The 16,966-nt window shown below is 70.0% G+C and carries 19 protein-coding genes; 9 read left to right on the forward strand and 10 right to left on the reverse strand.

What is annotated here, in order from left to right:
• Nucleotides 1-7 precede the first annotated feature (7 nt).
• The 3 genes from M5E06_RS28865 to M5E06_RS28875 all read right to left on the reverse strand — a co-directional run bounded on the left by M5E06_RS28865 (nucleotide 8) and on the right by M5E06_RS28875 (nucleotide 3,532).
• Complete coding sequence (locus M5E06_RS28865; protein WP_252141195.1) at nucleotides 8-1,195, reverse strand: amino acid ABC transporter permease; 1,188 nt, start codon at nucleotides 1,193-1,195, stop codon at nucleotides 8-10.
• Nucleotides 1,192-2,349 carry an amino acid ABC transporter permease gene (locus M5E06_RS28870; RefSeq protein ID WP_252141196.1) on the reverse strand — a complete coding sequence of 386 codons (1,158 nt, stop codon included), beginning with the start codon at nucleotides 2,347-2,349 and terminating at the stop codon, nucleotides 1,192-1,194. Before M5E06_RS28870 ends, M5E06_RS28865 begins: the two co-directional genes overlap by 4 nt.
• 148 nt (nucleotides 2,350-2,497) lie before the next feature.
• The gene (locus tag M5E06_RS28875) at nucleotides 2,498-3,532 is read right to left on the reverse strand and encodes an amino acid ABC transporter substrate-binding protein (RefSeq protein WP_109150482.1); all 1,035 of its coding nucleotides are present in this window, start codon (nucleotides 3,530-3,532) and stop codon (nucleotides 2,498-2,500) included.
• A 306-nt stretch (nucleotides 3,533-3,838) separates the two neighbouring features.
• On the opposite strand from M5E06_RS28875, the gene M5E06_RS28880 reads away from it, so the two are divergent.
• Together M5E06_RS28880 and M5E06_RS28885 are read left to right on the forward strand one after the other, a co-directional pair.
• A complete protein-coding gene (locus M5E06_RS28880) occupies nucleotides 3,839-4,861 on the forward strand; it encodes a sensor histidine kinase (RefSeq protein WP_252141197.1) in 1,023 nt (340 codons plus the stop codon).
• A 102-nt stretch (nucleotides 4,862-4,963) separates the two neighbouring features.
• Complete coding sequence (locus M5E06_RS28885) at nucleotides 4,964-5,674, forward strand: hypothetical protein (protein ID WP_252141198.1); 711 nt, start codon at nucleotides 4,964-4,966, stop codon at nucleotides 5,672-5,674.
• Here M5E06_RS28885 and M5E06_RS28890 read toward each other — a convergent pair.
• Together M5E06_RS28890 and M5E06_RS28895 are read right to left on the reverse strand one after the other, a co-directional pair.
• Nucleotides 5,669-6,385, reverse strand: a complete 717-nt coding sequence (locus M5E06_RS28890) for a ChrR family anti-sigma-E factor (protein ID WP_252141199.1) — start codon at nucleotides 6,383-6,385, stop codon at nucleotides 5,669-5,671. The two genes, M5E06_RS28885 and M5E06_RS28890, sit on opposite strands and share 6 nt — an antisense overlap.
• Complete coding sequence (locus M5E06_RS28895; RefSeq protein WP_252141200.1) at nucleotides 6,382-7,056, reverse strand: sigma-70 family RNA polymerase sigma factor; 675 nt, start codon at nucleotides 7,054-7,056, stop codon at nucleotides 6,382-6,384. The genes M5E06_RS28890 and M5E06_RS28895 overlap by 4 nt, the downstream gene beginning before the upstream one ends.
• Nucleotides 7,057-7,257: 201 nt before the next feature.
• On the opposite strand from M5E06_RS28895, the gene M5E06_RS28900 reads away from it, so the two are divergent.
• The 4 genes from M5E06_RS28900 to M5E06_RS28915 are packed head-to-tail and all read left to right on the forward strand — an operon-like array spanning nucleotide 7,258 to nucleotide 11,472.
• On the forward strand, nucleotides 7,258-8,637 hold the full coding sequence (locus M5E06_RS28900; RefSeq protein ID WP_252141201.1) for an NAD(P)/FAD-dependent oxidoreductase: 1,380 nt from the start codon (nucleotides 7,258-7,260) through the stop codon (nucleotides 8,635-8,637).
• Nucleotides 8,637-9,638: a DUF1365 domain-containing protein gene (locus M5E06_RS28905; protein WP_252141202.1), complete on the forward strand. Its 1,002-nt coding sequence runs from the start codon at nucleotides 8,637-8,639 to the stop codon at nucleotides 9,636-9,638. Before M5E06_RS28900 ends, M5E06_RS28905 begins: the two co-directional genes overlap by 1 nt.
• Complete coding sequence (locus tag M5E06_RS28910; RefSeq protein ID WP_252141203.1) at nucleotides 9,635-10,897, forward strand: SAM-dependent methyltransferase; 1,263 nt, start codon at nucleotides 9,635-9,637, stop codon at nucleotides 10,895-10,897. The genes M5E06_RS28905 and M5E06_RS28910 overlap by 4 nt, the downstream gene beginning before the upstream one ends.
• 17 nt (nucleotides 10,898-10,914) lie before the next feature.
• Nucleotides 10,915-11,472: a DUF3833 domain-containing protein gene (locus M5E06_RS28915; protein ID WP_353654375.1), complete on the forward strand. Its 558-nt coding sequence runs from the start codon at nucleotides 10,915-10,917 to the stop codon at nucleotides 11,470-11,472.
• Here M5E06_RS28915 and M5E06_RS28920 read toward each other — a convergent pair.
• From M5E06_RS28920 to M5E06_RS28930, 3 genes are read right to left on the reverse strand one after another with little or no spacing between them, the layout of a single operon-like run.
• Entirely contained in the window at nucleotides 11,435-11,881 is a 447-nt protein-coding gene (locus M5E06_RS28920) for a nuclear transport factor 2 family protein (RefSeq protein WP_252141204.1), read from the reverse strand. The two genes, M5E06_RS28915 and M5E06_RS28920, sit on opposite strands and share 38 nt — an antisense overlap.
• Nucleotides 11,878-12,669, reverse strand: a complete 792-nt coding sequence (locus M5E06_RS28925) for an SDR family NAD(P)-dependent oxidoreductase (protein ID WP_252141205.1) — start codon at nucleotides 12,667-12,669, stop codon at nucleotides 11,878-11,880. The genes M5E06_RS28920 and M5E06_RS28925 overlap by 4 nt, the downstream gene beginning before the upstream one ends.
• Nucleotides 12,670-12,722: 53 nt before the next feature.
• On the reverse strand, nucleotides 12,723-12,977 hold the full coding sequence (locus M5E06_RS28930; RefSeq protein ID WP_252141206.1) for a hypothetical protein: 255 nt from the start codon (nucleotides 12,975-12,977) through the stop codon (nucleotides 12,723-12,725).
• Nucleotides 12,978-13,370: 393 nt separating this feature from the next.
• Here M5E06_RS28930 and exbB point away from each other — a divergent pair, with 393 nt between their 5' ends.
• From exbB to M5E06_RS28945, 3 genes are read left to right on the forward strand one after another with little or no spacing between them, the layout of a single operon-like run.
• A complete protein-coding gene (gene exbB, locus M5E06_RS28935; RefSeq protein ID WP_252141207.1) occupies nucleotides 13,371-14,261 on the forward strand; it encodes a tonB-system energizer ExbB in 891 nt (296 codons plus the stop codon).
• Nucleotides 14,262-14,266: 5 nt separating this feature from the next.
• Nucleotides 14,267-14,698: a TonB system transport protein ExbD gene (exbD, locus tag M5E06_RS28940; RefSeq protein ID WP_085091886.1), complete on the forward strand. Its 432-nt coding sequence runs from the start codon at nucleotides 14,267-14,269 to the stop codon at nucleotides 14,696-14,698.
• On the forward strand, nucleotides 14,695-15,564 hold the full coding sequence (locus M5E06_RS28945) for an energy transducer TonB (RefSeq protein ID WP_252141208.1): 870 nt from the start codon (nucleotides 14,695-14,697) through the stop codon (nucleotides 15,562-15,564). Before exbD ends, M5E06_RS28945 begins: the two co-directional genes overlap by 4 nt.
• An 8-nt stretch (nucleotides 15,565-15,572) precedes the next feature.
• On the opposite strand, the gene M5E06_RS28950 is transcribed toward M5E06_RS28945, so the two are convergent.
• Both M5E06_RS28950 and M5E06_RS28955 read right to left on the reverse strand, forming a co-directional pair.
• Nucleotides 15,573-16,097: a hypothetical protein gene (locus M5E06_RS28950; protein WP_252141209.1), complete on the reverse strand. Its 525-nt coding sequence runs from the start codon at nucleotides 16,095-16,097 to the stop codon at nucleotides 15,573-15,575.
• A gap of 110 nt (nucleotides 16,098-16,207) precedes the next feature.
• Nucleotides 16,208-16,960, reverse strand: coding sequence for a phosphatase PAP2 family protein (locus M5E06_RS28955; RefSeq protein ID WP_252141210.1), 753 nt, complete (start codon nucleotides 16,958-16,960; stop codon nucleotides 16,208-16,210).
• Nucleotides 16,961-16,966: the final 6 nt, after the last annotated feature.

Raw genomic sequence — 16,966 nt, forward strand, 5'->3', positions numbered from 1 at the left:
GAGCCGGTCAGCGGCGGTTGTAGCGGTTGGCCAGACGCTCCAGCCACTGGCTGTAGCGCGACATGCTGAAGCAGAAGATCCAGAACATCAGCCCAGCGAAGACATAGACCTCGGCAAAATAGGGGCGCCATTCGGGGTCGGTCGTCGCCACGGTGGCGGCGGTCAGCAGGTCGTACAGGCCGACGATGGTGACCAGCGAGGTGTCCTTGAAGGCGCTGATGAACTGGTTGACGATGGGCGGAATGACGATGCGCAGAGCCTGCGGCAGGACGATCAGCACCGTCTTCTGCCAGTAGGACAGGCCCAGCGCGTCGGCGGCCTCGTACTGGCCCTTGGGGATCGCCTGCAACCCGCCGCGCACCGCCTCGGCCAGATAGGCGGCGGTGAACAGCGTCATGCCGGCCAGGGCGCGCAGCAGCTTGTCCACCGTGACGCCTTCCGGCAGGAACAGCGGGAACATCACCGACGCCATGAACAGCACGCTGACCAGCGGCACGCCGCGCATTGTCTCGATGAAGCCGACGCAGAAGGTGCGGATGGCGGGCAGCGACGACTGGCGGCCCAGCGCCAGCAGGATCGACAGCGGGAAGGCGATGGCGATGGAGAAGACCGACAGCATCAGCGTGATCGGCAGGCCGCCCCAGCGGTCGTTCGGCACATAGCTGAGACCGGCGACGCCGCCCCACATCAGGACGCCCATGCCGACCAGCGTCAGCGCCCAGGCGACCGCCAGCCAGGGCCGCCAGAAGGCGCGCACGCCGCTGGCGCCCAGCATCGCTACGAACAGCGCGCAGGCCAGGAAGGGGCGCCACTGCTCGTCATAGGGGTAGGTGCCGAAGAAGATCAGCCGGTGCTTGACCACGATCACCGACCAGCAGGCGCCGGCCGCCTCGCGGCAGGCCTCCGACGAACCGGACCAGCTGGCGTTCAGCAGCAGCCAGTTCGCCATCGGCGGCACCACCAGCCACAGGAGGCCGAGGCAGGCGAGGGTCAGGACGGTGTTCAGCGGCGTGTTGAACAGATTGTCCTTGGCCCAGCCGAAGGGCTTCAGCGCCGTCATGCCGTTGGCCTGCGGCGGGGCGGAGGCCTGGGTCGGCTCCTCCTCGTAGGAGGCGGCCCAGCGGGCGGGGGCGACGGGACCGGTGGGAATCGGGGCCTGATCGGCCGGGGAGTGATTGCTCATCGGGTCCCTCATCGCGTCACCAGGGCCACACGGCGGTTGTACCAGTTCATGAAGCCGGAGATCGCAAGGCTGATGATGAGATAGACGAGCATCATCATCGCCACCGCCTCCACCACCTGACCGGTCTGGTTGGCCGAGGTGTTGGAGACGCTGACCAGATCCGGATAGCCGATGGCGACGGCCAGCGAGCTGTTCTTGGTCAGGTTCAGGTACTGGCTGGTCAGCGGCGGCACGATGACGCGCAGCGCCTGCGGCAGGATGACGAGGCGCAGGATCTTGCCCGGCGACAGGCCCAGCGCCAGCCCGGCCTCGGTCTGGCCATGCGGCACGGCGAGGATGCCGGAGCGCACGATCTCGGCGATGAAGCCGGCGGTGTAGACCGACAGGCCGATCAGCAGCGCGGTGAATTCCGGGGTGACCGACCCGCCGCCTTCGAAGTTGAAGCCGGAGAGCACCGGCACGTCGAAGGCCAGCGGCGCGCCGGTGGCGACGAACACCAGGGCCGGCGGCAGCAGCACGGCGGCGATGGCGGCCGGCAGGGTGGGGAAGGGCTTGCCCGTGGTCTCGCGGTGGCGGCGGCCGTAGCGGACGACGGCGATGGCGGCGGCAATGCCGGCGATCAGCGCCAGCAGGGCCCAGCCATGACCGGCATGTTCCACCAGCACCGGGAACTTCATGCCGCGGTTGCTGAGGAAGATGCCCGGCACGATCTCCAGCGCCTCGCGCGGGCTGGGGAGCCGGTTCATGATGGTGTACCAGACCACCAGCTGCAGCAGCAGCGGCACGTTGCGGATCGTCTCGACATACAGGGTGGCGAAGCGGTTCACCATCCAGTTGGAGGACAGCCGCGCGATGCCGATCAGCACGCCCAGCACGGTCGCCAGCACGACACCGGCGGCCGACACCGCCAGCGTGTTCAGCAGCCCGACGACCAGCGCCTTCAGATAGGTGTCGGACGCGGAATAGGACAGCAGGCTCTCGCCGATCTCGAAGCCGGCTTCGCGGTGCAGGAAGCCGAAGCCGGTGGCGACGCCGCGGGTGGCGAGGTTGGTCAGCGTGTTGGAAACGAGATACCAGGCGACGGCGAGGGCGCAGGCCAGGAACAATGCCTGATACAGCCACCCCCGCACGCGCGCGGAATTCAGCGCCTGGACCGGGTTTGTCATGGTGTTGCTCCGTGCGGGGGGAGAACCTCCCTCTCCCCCCGGGGAGAGGGGCGGGGTGAGGGGGATGCATTGCGTGGCTATCCCGAAGGTCCCGCCGCGCTTCCCCCTCACCCTAACCCTCTCCCCGGGGGGGAGAGGGGACTCAGCCTTACTTCATCGGCGGGGCGTACATCATGCCGCCTTCGGTGTAGAGGGCGTTCTGGCCGCGCGGCATCTTCAGCTTGGAGCCGGCGCCGACGTTGCGCTCGAAGCTCTGGGCGTAGTTGCCGACCTGCTTGATGATGTTGAAGGCCCAGTTCTCCTCGACGCCCAGCGCCTTGCCGTTGCCGGCGGTGACGCCCAGCAGGCGCTTCACGTCCGGATCGGGGGAGGTCATGGCGGCGTCGACGGTCTCCGACGTCAGGCCCTTCTCCTCGGCCTGGACCATGGCGTAGAAGGCCCAGGTGACCAGGTTCATCCACTCCTCGTCACCCTGGCGGACGGCGGGGGACAGCGGCTCCTTCGAGATCAGCTCGGGCAGGATGACGTAGTCGTTGGGGTTCTGCACCTCGGCGGCGCGGATGGCGGCCAACTGCGAGGCGTCGGAGGTCAGGGCGTCGCAGCGGCCGGCGAAGAAGGCCTTGTTCAGCTCTTCGTTCTTCTCGATGACGACCGGCTTGAAGGTCATCTTGTTGGCGCGGAAGTAATCCGACACGTTCTGTTCGGTGGTGGTGCCGGGCAGGACGCAGACGGTGGCGCCGTTCAGCTGCTTGGCGCTCTTCAGGCCCAGCTTGGCCGAGACCATGAAGCCCTGGCCGTCGAAATAGTTGGTCGGGCCGAAGTTGAGGCCGTTGGCGGTGTCGCGGGTCAGGGTGCGGGTGGTGTTGCGGGCGAGGATGTCGATCTCGCCGGACTGGAGCGCCGGCAGGCGCTGCTGCGCCGACAGCGGGGTGTACTTCACCTTTTCGGCATCGCCGAACATGGCGGCGGCAACGGCGCGGCACATGTCGACGTCAAGGCCCGACCACTTGCCCTTGTCGTCGGGCGAGGAGAAGCCGTACAGGCCCAGGTTGACGCCGCACTGGACATAGCCCTTCTGCTTCACGCCGTCGAAGGTGGCGCCGGCCTGGGCCGTACCGGAGAGGGCAAGGGCGGAGACGGACAGGGTGGCCGCGATGGCGAGCGCGCTCAGACGGGTCTTCACGGGGCGGGGCTCCTTCAGCCTTATTCGTTTCGAGGGCGCCGGGGCAGGGGAGGTCCCGGCCGCCGCGCAAGGTCACAATCGCTCCGTGGATTGAACAAAGTGCCCGCCCGGCTTGAACGGATGTGGCGGAATTGTGAACAGCTTTGGACAAACCGGCCGCCCGACCAGCGAACCCCGCGGCCGGGCCTCGCCCTTGGATGGTCACGCCTTCGGCCCGATATTTCACGTGCGCAGGTTGCCCGCCGGCCTTACAAGCGATGAGTGCCGGTGATATGCCAGTGCGGGGAATTGGGGGAAGTGACGTCGATGGGGTCCGAGCGGCCGGTCTGGCAATTGTTCACGCGCTTCTCGCTGCTGCTGCGCGGCCCGGTGGCGCGCTATGGCATGGCCTTGCTGACCTTCGCCACCGCCCTGCTGCTGCGCCGGCTGGTCGACAACACTCTGCCGTCCGGCTTTCCCTATCTCACCTTCTTCCCGGCGGTGATCCTGACCGCCTTCATGGCCGGGCTGTGGCCGGGGGTGGTGACGGCGGTGCTGTCGGGGCTGGCCGCCTGGTATTTCTTCATCCCGCCCTTCGACAGTTTCGGGCTGGATGGATCGGTCGGGCTGGCGCTGGCCTTCTATGCTGTGGTGGTTGCGGTGGACATCGCGCTGATCCACGGCATGCAGGTGACGCTGGCCCGCCTGCAGGAGGAGCGCGGCCGCACCGCCTCCCTGCTGGAGGCGCAGACCACCATGTTCCACGAGCTGCAGCACCGCGTCGCCAACAACATGCAGTTCGTCTCCGCCCTGCTGGATTTGCAGCGGCGGACCGTCGGCCATACGCCGGAAGGGGCGCTGGCGGCGCTGGAGGAGGCGGGGCGGCGGCTGCACACCATGGCGCAGGTGCACCGGCGCCTGCACGACCCGCGCTCCAGCGACGATTTCGGCAGCCATGTCGAGGGGCTGTGCCGAGACATGCTGAAGGCGGCCGGTGTCCCCGGTATCGACTGCCGCGTGGCGGTGCGGGCGGCGCCGCAGTCGCCTGAACGGCTGCTGGCGCTGGCCATGCTGATCGTGGAGGCGCTGACCAACAGCCTGAAGCACGCCTTCGCCGAGAATGGCGGGACCGTGACCATCGAACTGAACTCGGTGCCGGGCCAGCCGGACCAACTGCATCTGCTGGTGATGGACGACGGCATCGGCCTGCCGGACGGCTTCGACGTGCAGCGCCTCCCCAGCCTGGGCTGGAAGATCATTCAAAGCCTGGCCGCCCAGCTGTCCGGCGAGTTGAGCTATGGCGCGACCGGCGGCAGCGGCACGCGGATCGAGTTGCGCTTTCCGGCCTGACCGGGACTATCCGTCGTGGCTTTTCCATCGCCAGACGATGAACTATCTGTGATCCTGCCGGTTGCTGCGGGGACCGGGCCGACGACAGCGGGAGGGGGACTTATGGCGACGCTGAAGGAATTCGAGGACGCGCTGAAGGCGGCGGGCAACACGGCCGCGCTGGAGATCCTTGAGTCCCTGAGGGCGCGCGACCGCTCGCAGCGCTCCGTCCGGCCGGCCCGGCGCCTGACCGGGCGCAAGATGACGCCGGAGCTGGCCGCCGAGATCCTGCACCTGCACGAGACCACCAACATGACCCAGCAGGAGATCGCCTTCCAGCTGGGCGTGAACCAGGGCCGGGTGAACGAGGTCATCAAGCGCCGCAAATGGCTGACCGACAACCCCGAGGCTCCGGAGGCCCAGGCCCGCGACAAGGCCAAGCAGCGCGCCAAGGAAGGCGTCGGCGTCGCCCCGCGCCGGCCGTCCCGGAAGAAGAAGGAAAAGGTGGAGGCGGCGCCCGAAGCCGCACAGCCGGCGGCCGAGGTGGTGGCCGAACCGGTGACGGCGCCGGAGCCGGTCGTGCCGGAACCCGTCGCCCAGGAATCGGCCGCGCAGGAACCCGTTGCCCAGCCGGCGCCGGAACCGGCGGCCGAACCGCCGATGGCCGCGCCGGAATTGCCGGTGGAGCAGCCCGAAGCGGCAGCCGAAACGCCGGCCGAACCGGCAGCCGAACTGCCACCCGACGTGGCGAAGGAAAAGGCGAAGGGGAAGGCGCGCAAGCGGGGCAAGGACAAGGAACCGCCGGCGCAGCTTCTGTTCAAGGATCTGCTATAGCCCGATGAAGGGCTGCATCAGCCGGCCCATCAGGCCGGTGAAGCGCAGCGGCGCGTCCGTCGCGATCAGGCAGATGCAGTCGCGGTGGCTGTCGGCGATGGGTTGGTGGTTGGTGTCGCCATCGACCTCCGCCAGATCGCCGGGGCCGTAGCGGCCGAGTTCGTCGGCGAAATGGCCGCTTAGCACCACGGTCAGCTCCAGCCCGCCATGGCCGTGGTGGGGCAGGGCGGTGCCGGGGGCGATGCGCAGAAGCTGGGCCGCGCCGCCCGACGACGTGCGCGGCAGCAGCTCCACCCGCCGCACGCCGGGAGCCAGCCGCTGCCAGGACAGGGTCTCCAGCGAGGGCACATAAGCGCGCAGCGGACCCGGAAGGGACGCGGTGGCCGGGCCGGCGGGGCGGCTGCATCGCGGCCGTATCCGCATGGCCTTGCAGGGGTTGCCCGGCGCCTCCTCCTGTTCCAGGCGGTCGAGGGTGGCGGCCAGCGACAGGCTTTCCAGCGGGGCCGGCGGCAGATCCTCCAGCAGGGCGCCGCCCAACGCCTCCACCTCCGCCAGGGTGGCGCGGCAGTCCGGGCAATGGGCGAGGTGGACGGCGACGGCAAGCGACAGCCCTTCTCCCAGGCTGCCCGCGCCATAGGCCACCAGCAGGGCGTCGCTGGGATGGTGATTCGGCAGGAAAAGCTGGCGGGCGGCGGGTTGTCGGGCGGTCATCGGTCGTCGTCTCCCAGCGCCTTGCGGATCTTGGCCATGGCCAGACGCAGGCGCGATTTCACGGTGCCCAAGGGAACGTCCAGCCGTTCGGCGATGGCCGGGTGGGCGAGGTCGGCGAAGAAGGACAACTGCACCACCTCCGCCTGTTCCGGCGTCAGCGAGGCCAGCGCGCCGCGCAGGCGGCGAGCGCGGCGGTCGCCGTCCAGCATCTCGTCGGCGCGGGGGCGGTCGTCCTCATGCTCCAGCAGCTCGTCGTCCGACACCTCTGGATGGCGTTCGCGGCGCAGCATGTCGATGCGCAGGTTGCGGGCGATGGTGAAGACCCAGGTCGCCGCCTCCGCCTTCGCCGGGTCGTAGAGCGAGGCCTTGCGCCACACCGACAGCATGGTGTCCTGCGCCAGATCCTCCGCCCGCTGCGCCGGCATCCCCAGCTTCAGCATGTAGGCCTTCACCCGCGGGGCGAAGTGGGCGAACAGCCGGGCGAAGGCCGCCCGGTCGCCCGCCGCCACCGCCACCAGATCGGCCGACTGGTCCGCCGCCAGCCTTGCGGTGGCGGGATCGGCCACCGCCGGTTTGGCCGACACGCGGGCCGCCTGTCCGATCCTTTTGGGATCCGGCGTCCGGTCGGCTCCGGCGGCATGCGTCAGAAGGGAGGCCAATTGGGCGATCATGGCCAGGATACGCCGCAGCCTGTGCTTCGGATCACCGCCGATCCTGTCTTTTCGGGGCTGGCGGGAAAGCGTGGGCGTGGCGATGATCCAACGGCCATTTGCCGCCGTATCCCGATCACAAGCCGGACCTACCCATTTCGGGTTAGGCTCCGGGTCCACGCACCGACAAGCCCTCCGACAAGATCCGCCAAGGACCGCCCCATGCCGCTTTCCCCGCCCGACCACACTTCGCCGGCTCCGCTCGACATCGCGGTGGTCGGCTCTGGCATCGCCGGGCTGTCGGCGGCCTGGCTGCTGTCGAAGGCGCACCGCGTCACCCTCTATGAGAAGGAGGACCGGCCGGGCGGCCATGCCAACACGGTGGACGTGGCGGCGGAGGCCGGGGGCGCCGGCCCGGTCGATACCGGCTTCATCGTCTACAACGAGCCCTGCTATCCCAATCTGGTCGCCCTGTTCGACCATCTGGGCGTGCCGACGCGGGCGACGGACATGAGCTTTGCCGCCTCGCTGGACGGCGGGCGGGTGGAGTATGCCGGCACGCCCGCCGCCCTGTTCGCGCAGAAACGCAACCTGCTGCGCCCGCGCTTCTGGCGGATGATCGCCGACATTCTGCGCTTCTACCGCGAAGCGCCGGGCCTTCTGGTCGATCCCGCGGCGGAGACGCTGACGCTGGGCGACGTGCTGGACCGCGGCGGCTATTCCGACGCCTTCATCCGCGACCATCTGCTGCCGATGGCCGCCGCCATCTGGTCCAGCCCGGCGGAGTCGATGCGCGGCCATCCCGCCGCCGCCTTCATCCGCTTCTGCGACAACCACGGCCTTCTGAAGCTCAAGGGCCGGCCGGTCTGGCGCACGGTGGAGGGCGGCAGCCGCAGCTATGTCGGCCGCATCCTCGCCGACATGCCCGGCGCCCTGCGCCTGAACTGCGCGGTGGAGGGCATCGTCCGCGAGGAGGGCCGCGTCCTGCTGCGCGACCGCCGCGGCGAGGTGCGCGCCCACGACCATGTCGTGCTCGCCACCCATGCCGATCAGGCGCTGGCCCTGCTGGAGGATGCCGGCGGGGAGGAGCGCCGGCTGCTGGGCGCCTTCGGCTACGAGCGCAACCTCGCCATCCTGCACGGCGACCCCGCCCTGATGCCGAAGCGCCGCGCGGTGTGGTCGAGCTGGAACTATCTGGCCGAGCGGGGGGATGGCGGGCAGGACGCCCTGTGCGTGACCTACTGGATGAACCGGCTGCAGGACTTCCTGCCGCGCGAGCGCGACCTGTTCGTCACGCTGAACCCCATCCGCCCGCCGCGCGACGGCAGCATCCTGCGCAGCGTGCTCTACGACCACCCGATCTTCGGGATGGAGGCGCTGGCGGCGCAGCGGCAGCTGTGGAGCCTGCAGGGCCGACGGCGGACCTGGTTCGCCGGGTCCTATTTCGGCGCCGGCTTCCACGAGGACGGGGCGCAGGCCGGGCTGGCGGTGGCGGAGGCGCTGGGCGGCGTGCGCCGGCCCTGGACGGTGGCGAACCCGTCGGGCCGCATCCATGTCGGGTCGGCGCCGGCAATCCGTGGCGCAGAGCTGGAGACCGCGTGATGGAGGCGCCCCGCTTCGCCTCCGGCCTCTATGTCGGCACGGTGATGCACCACCGGGTGAAGCCGGTGCGGCACCGCCTGTCCTACCGGGTGTTCAGCCTGCTGGCCGATCTGGACGAGCTTCCCCGGCTGGACCGCGAAATGCGGCTGTTCGCCCACAACCGCTTCGGGCTGATCGGGTTCCAGGACCGCGATTTCGGGCCATTGGGAGAGTCCCCTCTCCCCCCTGGGGAGAGGGTTAGGGTGAGGGGGGAGCGCGGAGAGGATTCTCGGGATAGTCACGCAGTGCATCCCCCTCACCCCGACCCTCTCCCCGCCTTTCGGCGAAGCGAAGCTTCGCCTGTCGGCAACACAAGCGGAGCTTGTGTTGGGGGGGAGAGGGAGATTCGGGGGCTCAAGGCTTGGGCCGAAGACCAGCTTGCCGCTGCCGGGATCGAGGGTGGTGGGCCGATCCGCCTGCTGTGCTTTCCGCGGGTGCTGGGCTTCGTCTTCAATCCGCTCTGCGTCTGGTTCTGCCACCGCCGGGACGGGACGCTCGCCGCCATCATCCATGAGGTGTCCAACACCTTCGGCCAGCGCCACGCCTATCTGATCCCGGCGGCGCCCGGACCGGACGGGCTGGTGCGCCAGCAGTGCGACAAGCGCTTCTACGTCTCGCCCTTCATGGACATGGAGACCGCCTATCACTTCCGCATCCGCCCACCCAAGGGCGAAGCGGGGGAGCCGATGGCGGTGTCCATCCGCCAGACCGACACCGGGGGGCCGGTGTTGCATGCGTCGCTGACATTGAGGCGGGTGGAGCTGACCGACGGCGCCATCCTGCGCGCCTGGGCCCGCCACCCGCTGATGACCGCCAAGGTGGTCGCCGGCATCCATTGGGAGGCGCTGCACCTGTGGCGCAAGGGGCTGGCGATCCGCCCACGCCCGCCGGCCCCGGCGCAGCCGGTGACCGTCGTGAAAAATATCGTCGTTCCTGACCGTTTCCGAGAAGGCCATTCATGACCGACATCGCTACCGACATCGCTGCGACCGCGCCTCGACGTCACCCCCGGTGGCTGCGGCTGGTGACCGGACGCGACCTGTGGACCGGCGCCCTGATGAGGATGGCCGGCGGCATCCGCCGGGGCGAGCTGAGCTTGCGCCTGCCCGACGGGCGGACGATGTGCGTCGGCGATCCGGCCGAGGGGCCGCGGGCTGACCTGACGCTGCTCGACGATGCGGCGGCGCGGCGGCTGATGCTGGGCGGCGCGGTCGGCATGGCCGAGGCTTATGGCGACGGGCTGTGGCGCAGCGGCGATTTGCCGGCGCTGATCGAACTGGCGATCCGCAACGAGGCGGCGATCGGTGGCGGGGCCAAAAAGGGAGGTTTCAGGGGCACGGTCGCGGCGGCGGCGGCCAACCGGCTGTTCCACCGCAGCCGCGCCAACTCCCGCCGTGGCAGCCGCCGCAACATCGCCTTCCATTACGACCTGGGCAACGACTTCTACCGGCTGTGGCTCGATCCCGGCATGACCTATTCCTCCGCTCTGTACGAGCGGGACGGGCAGAGCCTGGAGGACGCGCAGGAGGCCAAGATCGCCCGCGTCGCCGAGCTGCTGCAACTCCGCCCCGGCGACCGGGTGCTGGAGATCGGCTGCGGCTGGGGCGGGATGGCGGAGCATATGGCCGGCCGCCGCGGCGCGTCGGTCGTCGGGCTGACCCTGTCGGCGGAGCAGTTGGCCTTCGCCCACGCGCGGCTGGAGCGGGCCGGGCTAGCCGGGGAGGTCGACCTGCGGCTGATGGATTACCGCGACGCCGGCGGCAGCTTCGACCGCATCGTCTCCATCGAGATGATCGAGGCGGTGGGGGAGGAGCATTGGCCGCGCTATTTCGCCGCCCTGCGCGACCGGCTGGTGCCCGGCGGGGCGGCGGTGGTGCAGGCGATCACCATCGACGACGCGCGCTTCCCGCGCTACCGCCGCGGCTGCGACTTCATCCAGCGCCACATCTTCCCCGGCGGCATGCTGCCCTGCCCGTCGGCCCTGCGCGCCGAGGCGGAGCGGGCCGGGCTGGTGGTGGAGCATGTCGAGACGTTCGGCGACTCCTATGCCCGGACCTGCGCGGAGTGGCGGCGGCGCTTCCTGGAGGCCGGGCCGCAGGTGGCGGAGATGGGCTTCGACGACCGGTTCCGCCGGCTGTGGGACTATTACCTCGCCTATTGCGAGGCCGGGTTCCGCGCCGGGACCATCGATGTCGGGCTCTGGCGCTTTCGCAAGCCGTAAGCGGAGGACCCCTTGCGATGAAGATCGGGGCGATGAAGATCGGGGCGATGAAGATCGGGGATTTCGCCGGCAACACGCCCGAATTGCGGATCGAGCGCTATTTCGCCGGGCGCACCCATGCCTGGGGGGTGTTCGAGGACCGGTTCGGCACGTTGCGCCGCAGCTTCACCGTCGCCATCGACGGGCAGTGGGACGGGCGGGAACTGGTGCTGGACGAACGCTTCCTCTATGCCGACGGCGAGACCGACCGCCGGGTCTGGCGCATCGTCAGGACGGCCGAAGGAGCTTATGAGGGGCGGGCCGACGACGTGATCGGCACGGCGGTGGGGCGGTCAGCCGGCAACGCGCTGAACTGGAGCTACGAGATGGCGCTGAAGGTGGGCGGCGACCGCTGGCGCGTGCGGTTCGACGACTGGATGTGGCTGCAGCCGGGCGATGCGCTGATCAACCGCGCCAACGTCTATCGCTGGGGACTGTGGATCGGCACGGTCAGCCTGTTCTTCCTGCCCGAAGGCCGGACGGTCCAGCCCGGCGCCGTCAACGCGGCGGTGCAGCCCCCAGCCGCCGCCGAATGAGGCGGAGCGGGGCGCCCAGCAGCGGCAGGCGCAGATAGACATGCTCGCCGGAATCCCAATGGTCGATGTGCTCGGCCACCCGGCCGTCGGGGGCTTGCCGCACCTCGCTGGTGCCGATCACGTCCATCCGGCCGATGCCGGTCACCGTCGCCTCGAAGCGCCAGCGCAGGATCGCCAGATCGGGTGCGAACAGCCGGTGGGTGACGGTGAAGCGCAGATCGCGGCAGCCATTCAGGGTATGGAGCAGCGCCGCCCGCACCGCGTCCCGGCCATGGGCGTCGTTGAAGGGGTCGCGGAACCGTACCTCCGGCACGGTCAGCGCCGGCAGCCGGTCCAGCGTCTCGACGCTGAGGGTCTCGAAGAAATCGACCCAGGCATCCAGTCCGTGTTGTCGGGAATCGTCCGTCATGTTCCGGTCGCCTTGCGCACCAGCGGGAAGTAAAGCCGATAGGGCAGGCAGCGCGCCAGCTTCAGCTTGCGGGTGAAGCGCTTGGGGAAGGTGATTTCGAAGCCTTCGCCCTCCATCTCGTCGGCCAACTGGCGGGCGGCGTCCTCCACCGGCATCAGGTCCGGCATGGGGAAGGGGTTGCGGGCGGTCAGCGGCGTATCGATGAAGCCGGGGCAGACCAGTTGCAGCCTGATCCCGGCGCGGTCGCAGTCGGGCTTCAGCGATTCGCACAGGTTGATGAGCGCCGCCTTGGTCGGGCCATAGGCCGCCGCCGTCGGCAGGCCGCGGTATCCGGCGACGGAGGCGACCACCGCCACCTGTCCGCGCCCGCGCGCCCGCATCCGCGGCAGCAGAGCCTCCAGCCCATGAACCACGCCCATATAGTTGACCTCCATCAGCCGGCGGGCGGTGTCGGCGGAGAAATCCTCCAAGGACATCGGGACGTGGGTGCCGGCGTTCAGAACCGCCCGGTCGATGGGACCGAACCAGCGCTCGATGGCGGCGACGGTAGCGGTGGTGGCGACGCGGTCGGTGACGTCCAGCGGGAACAGGCGCATGCGGTCCGGGCTGTGCTGCACCGTTGACGTCAGATCCTCGACCGAGCGGGCGGAGAGCGCCACCCGCGCCCCGCCGTCGGCGAGATGGATCGCCAGCGCCCGGCCGATGCCGCTGCTGGCGCCGGTGATCCAGGTGATGCCGGGCCGTTTGCCGTTCGACCCGCTCTCCGCCTCACCGCCAGTGCCATCCATGACGCGCTCCGCACAAAGTCCCGGCGGCGATACGCGGCCGGGGTTCCGACGGATCACCAGATGCGGCGGGCCAGTTCGTCGCCGCGCTCCGACAGGTCGCGCATCAGGGCGCGGGCCTCGGCCTCGCCGGTCCAGCGGGCGACGGCCGCGATGCCGTCGGGACTGTCCGAGGCGCCGTCGCGGCCACCCTCCGCATCATCCGGCAGGCCGAACACCTGTCCCGCCCGCGCCTCCACCACGGCGAAGCGGCCGTCGCAGGCCACCAGCCGGAAGCTGCCCTTTTCCTCCACAACCGAAACCTGGGTCATCGGCACTCTCCTTGGCGCTGTCTCAACGGCCGGTTCAACCGGCGGGAGCGGCGGAAGGTTGCAGGGCGCCGAGATTCTCCACGACAGCAGGGCTCAGCGATGGTATTGAGACTTATTCGCACTTGGTAGCGGATGCAGCGGCGATGGCCGTTCCGGTGCCCGAGACTGTTCGCAAGACCAGCGAAACCACGGACTTAGGGCGGCGAATTCCCACAAAAATGCAAGTTTCCCCGCCGGCAGCGGTCGATTTTCAGTGCGAGTGCGACTCATTCGCATTATAACCGCATCGGGCTATCCGCTCCGGAGCATAGCGCCGGAGTGCCAAAGGGATTTTTGGTTTTTGATTTTCGCAGCGCGCGTGCCGGACACGCGCCGAGGGGGAGTTGGACCGCCATGCCGACATCGTTTCGCCACCGTCCTGCGCTGGCCGCCGCACTTGCCGGTGCCGGGGCTCTGATGGCCGGCGCTGCCGCCCGTGCGCAGGAGGCCGCCGCGCCCGCCGCCGCCGGGGCGGTGCCGGACGGAGCGATGCAAGGGGCGGCGCAGGCCGCTCCGGACGCGGCGGCTGCCGCTCTCGCCTCGCTGCCGCACGACCTGTCGCCCTGGGGCATGTTCGTCACCGCCAGCCCGGTGGTGCAGGCGGTGATGGTGGGTCTGGCGCTCGCCTCGGTCGTCACCTGGACCATCGCCATCGCCAAGACGGTGGAACTATCGTCGGCCAAGCGCAAGGCGCGCGCGGCGCTGGCGATGCTGGAGGAGGCGCGCTCGCTGTCGCAGGCGGCGGAGCGGGTCGGCTTCAGCCAGGGCACCGCGGCGGCGCTGGTCCGTGCCGTGGTCGCCGAGACCCACCTGTCGGCCGACGCGCCGTCGCGCGACGGACTGATGGACCGTGCCGCCTCGCGGCTGGAGCGGATCGAGTCGGCCGCCGGCCGGCGCATGGCGCGCGGCACCGGGATCCTCGCCACCATCGGCTCGACCGGCCCCTTCATCGGCCTGTTCGGCACGGTGTGGGGCATCATGACCAGCTTCATCGGCATTTCGAAGGCGCAGACCACCAACCTCGCCGTGGTGGCGCCGGGCATCGCCGAGGCGCTGCTGGCCACCGCCATCGGGCTGGTCGCCGCCATCCCGGCGGTGGTTGTCTACAACGCCTGCAGCCGCGCCATCGGCGGGCACAAGGCGCAGCTGACCGACGCGTCGGCGGCGGTGCTGCGCCTGCTGAGCCGCGACATCGACCGCCATGCGCTGCCGCGTCCCCACAGCAACTCCCGCGCGGCGGAGTGACGGCGATGGGTGCGCGCCTCGGCTCCAGCGGCAGCGACGACGATCTGACCGAAACCCATGAGATCAACGTCACGCCCTTCATCGACGTCGTCCTCGTCCTGCTGATCATCTTCATGGTCGCGGCCCCGCTGGCGACGGTGGATGTGCCGGTCGATCTGCCGGCCTCCACCGCCACGCCGACGCCGCGGCCGGACAAGCCGCTGTTCCTGACCATCCAGGCCGACAAGACGTTGTCGCTGGGCGACACCACGACGACCAGGGAAGCCCTGGGCGCGGCGCTGGACGCCGCCACCCATGGCGACAAGACCCAGCGCGTCTTCCTGCGCGCCGACAAGACCGTGGATTACGGCGCCCTGACCGAGGTGATGAACAGCCTGCGCGCCGCCGGTTACCTGAAGATCGGCCTCGTCGGGCTGGAAGCGGCGCCGGCGCCATGAGTGCGGCCTTCGACCAGGAAGCGGTGGGGGGCTGGTCCGCCGACGGGGCGGAGCGTCCGGAGCGCGGGGCTTTCCGCTGGGGCGGCAGCCTGATGCTGGCCTTGGGCGTCCATGCCGCGGCCGGCGTGGCGATGGTGGCGTGGCATGTGCCGATCACGCCGTCGGAGGTCGAGCCGCCGGCCGTGCTGCTGGAACTGGCGCCGCTGCCGGTGGCGCCGCCGGAGCCGGCGCCGGCCATCGACATTCCCCTGCCGGAACCGATGCCGGAGTCGGTGATCGAACCGGAACGCGAACCGCCGCCGCCCGAACCGGTGGTCGAGGAACCGCCGCCGGAACCACCCCCTGTGGTCGAGCCGGAGGTGGTGCTTCCCAAACCGCCGCCTGAACTGCCGAAGCCCATACCCAAACCGGACAGGCCCAAACCGGACAGGCCCAAACCGGAAAAACCCAAACTGGAGAAGCCGAAGCCTCCGCGCCCGGTGGCTCAGCCGGTGCAGCCGGTCCCGGTGGCCGCTCCGCCCGCGCCCACTCCGGCTCCCGCACCGGCGGCGACGGCCCCGTCGGCTGCGCCCAGCCGGGCGGTGCCGAGCTGGCAGGGGCGGCTGCTGAGCCATCTGGAACGGCACAAGCGCTATCCGCGCGCCGCCCAGACCCGCCGGCAGGAAGGGGTCACCCAGGTCCGCTTCACCATCGACCGCGACGGCAACGTGCTGTCGGTCCGGCTCGACCGCAGTTCCGGCGTACCGTCGCTGGACGAGGAGACGGTGGAGATGGTCCGCCGCGCCTCCCCCCTGCCGGCCCCGCCGGAGGAGATGGCGAAGGACCGCATCGAGCTGGTGGTCCCGGTCCAGTTCTTCATCCGCTGAGGCGGCCCTCAGTCCAGCGTCGGTTCCGCCCGCTGGCCGACGCGGCGCTGGGAATCGACGGCGGCGCGCAGGCGGTCGCGGGCCGCGCCCCGGCTGGAGCCGGCATTGGAGCCGGTGGTGGCCGCCGGGCGCAGGCCATTCAGGGCGGCCAGGAAATTGGTGCCGGCGCGGCCTTTCTGTTCGCGGCCCTTCGGTTCGGAAACACGCCAGGCGGGCAGTGCCGGAATCTCCTGCGTGATCTCCTCCCGGTCGATGGCGCTGTCCGGCGTCGCGGCGGCCTTCGCCTGGGCGCGGGTCTGCTGGGCTTCCACCCGCGCGCGGGCGACTATGCGTTCGCGCAGGTCCACATCCAGTGTGCGGAAGACGCGCGACGCCTCGGTCAGTTCGCGTTCCCGGCCGCTGTCCAAGGTGCGCTTCAGGGCGTTCGCCAGCAGACGGCATTCCAGGACACCGGGCACCCGCTCGCGCTCCACCGCACGGGCGAGGACGCCGACGGCTTCAAGGGTTTCGCGGTCGAGGGTGCCCTGAGGCATGGTGCGGCCTGATCCGAAAGGGGTAGGGTCGACACTATCGGCGGGCAAGCGTCCGTATTCAAGCCGCTTGTTAACCTTTTGTGCGACGCACCGGATTTGCCGTCCCGCCCTTATCGTCCCGCCGTCTCTTCCGGCCGGTCCTGCTCAACCGCACCGCGGCGCTGCAGCCATTCGGCGACCATCCAGCACAGCGCCGCCCAGGCGGCGCCGACGCTCCAGCCCGCCAGCACGTCGGTTGGCCAATGGACGCCGAGATAGACGCGGCTCGCCCCGATGATGAGAGTCAGCACCATCGCCCAGCTCAGCAGATAGGCCTTGGTCCGTCGGCCCTCGACGAACTGGGTCAGCAGGGCGCCCAGCGTCAGGTAGACGACGGCCGACTGCATGGCGTGGCCGCTGGGGAAGCTGGCGGAGATTACTTGGTCGCCATGCGGCACCAGATCGGGGCGGGCGCGGTCGAACAGCCTCTTCAGCACGGTGCTGAGCGTCCCGCCGCCGGCGACGGCGACCAGCACCAGCAGGGCCGCCGCCCGCTTGTGGAGGAGCAGCAGGAAGCCCAGCGTCGCGACGGTGAGAATGGCGAGGATGGTGGTGCTGCCGAGCGAGGTGATGTCTCGCGCCATCCGCGCCAGCCACCAGGGGCCGCCGGGCAGGTCGGGGTTCAGCGGATCGCGCAGCGCCAGCAGGATGTGCCTGTCGAAGGCGGTGGTTTCGCCCTCCATCACCTCGCCGGCCAGTTCGACGAAGCCGAACAGCAGGGCGGCGATGGCCGACAAGCCGATCAGAACGCCGGGCTGATAGCGGTTCAGCCTGTCCCGCAACGTCGCCCGGATGCCGTCCCCGGCCCCGTCACTCGTCCTCACCGGCAT

Origin of the sequence: Azospirillum sp. A1-3 (assembly GCF_023806445.1) — a bacterium.
GTDB lineage: Bacteria > Pseudomonadota > Alphaproteobacteria > Azospirillales > Azospirillaceae > Azospirillum.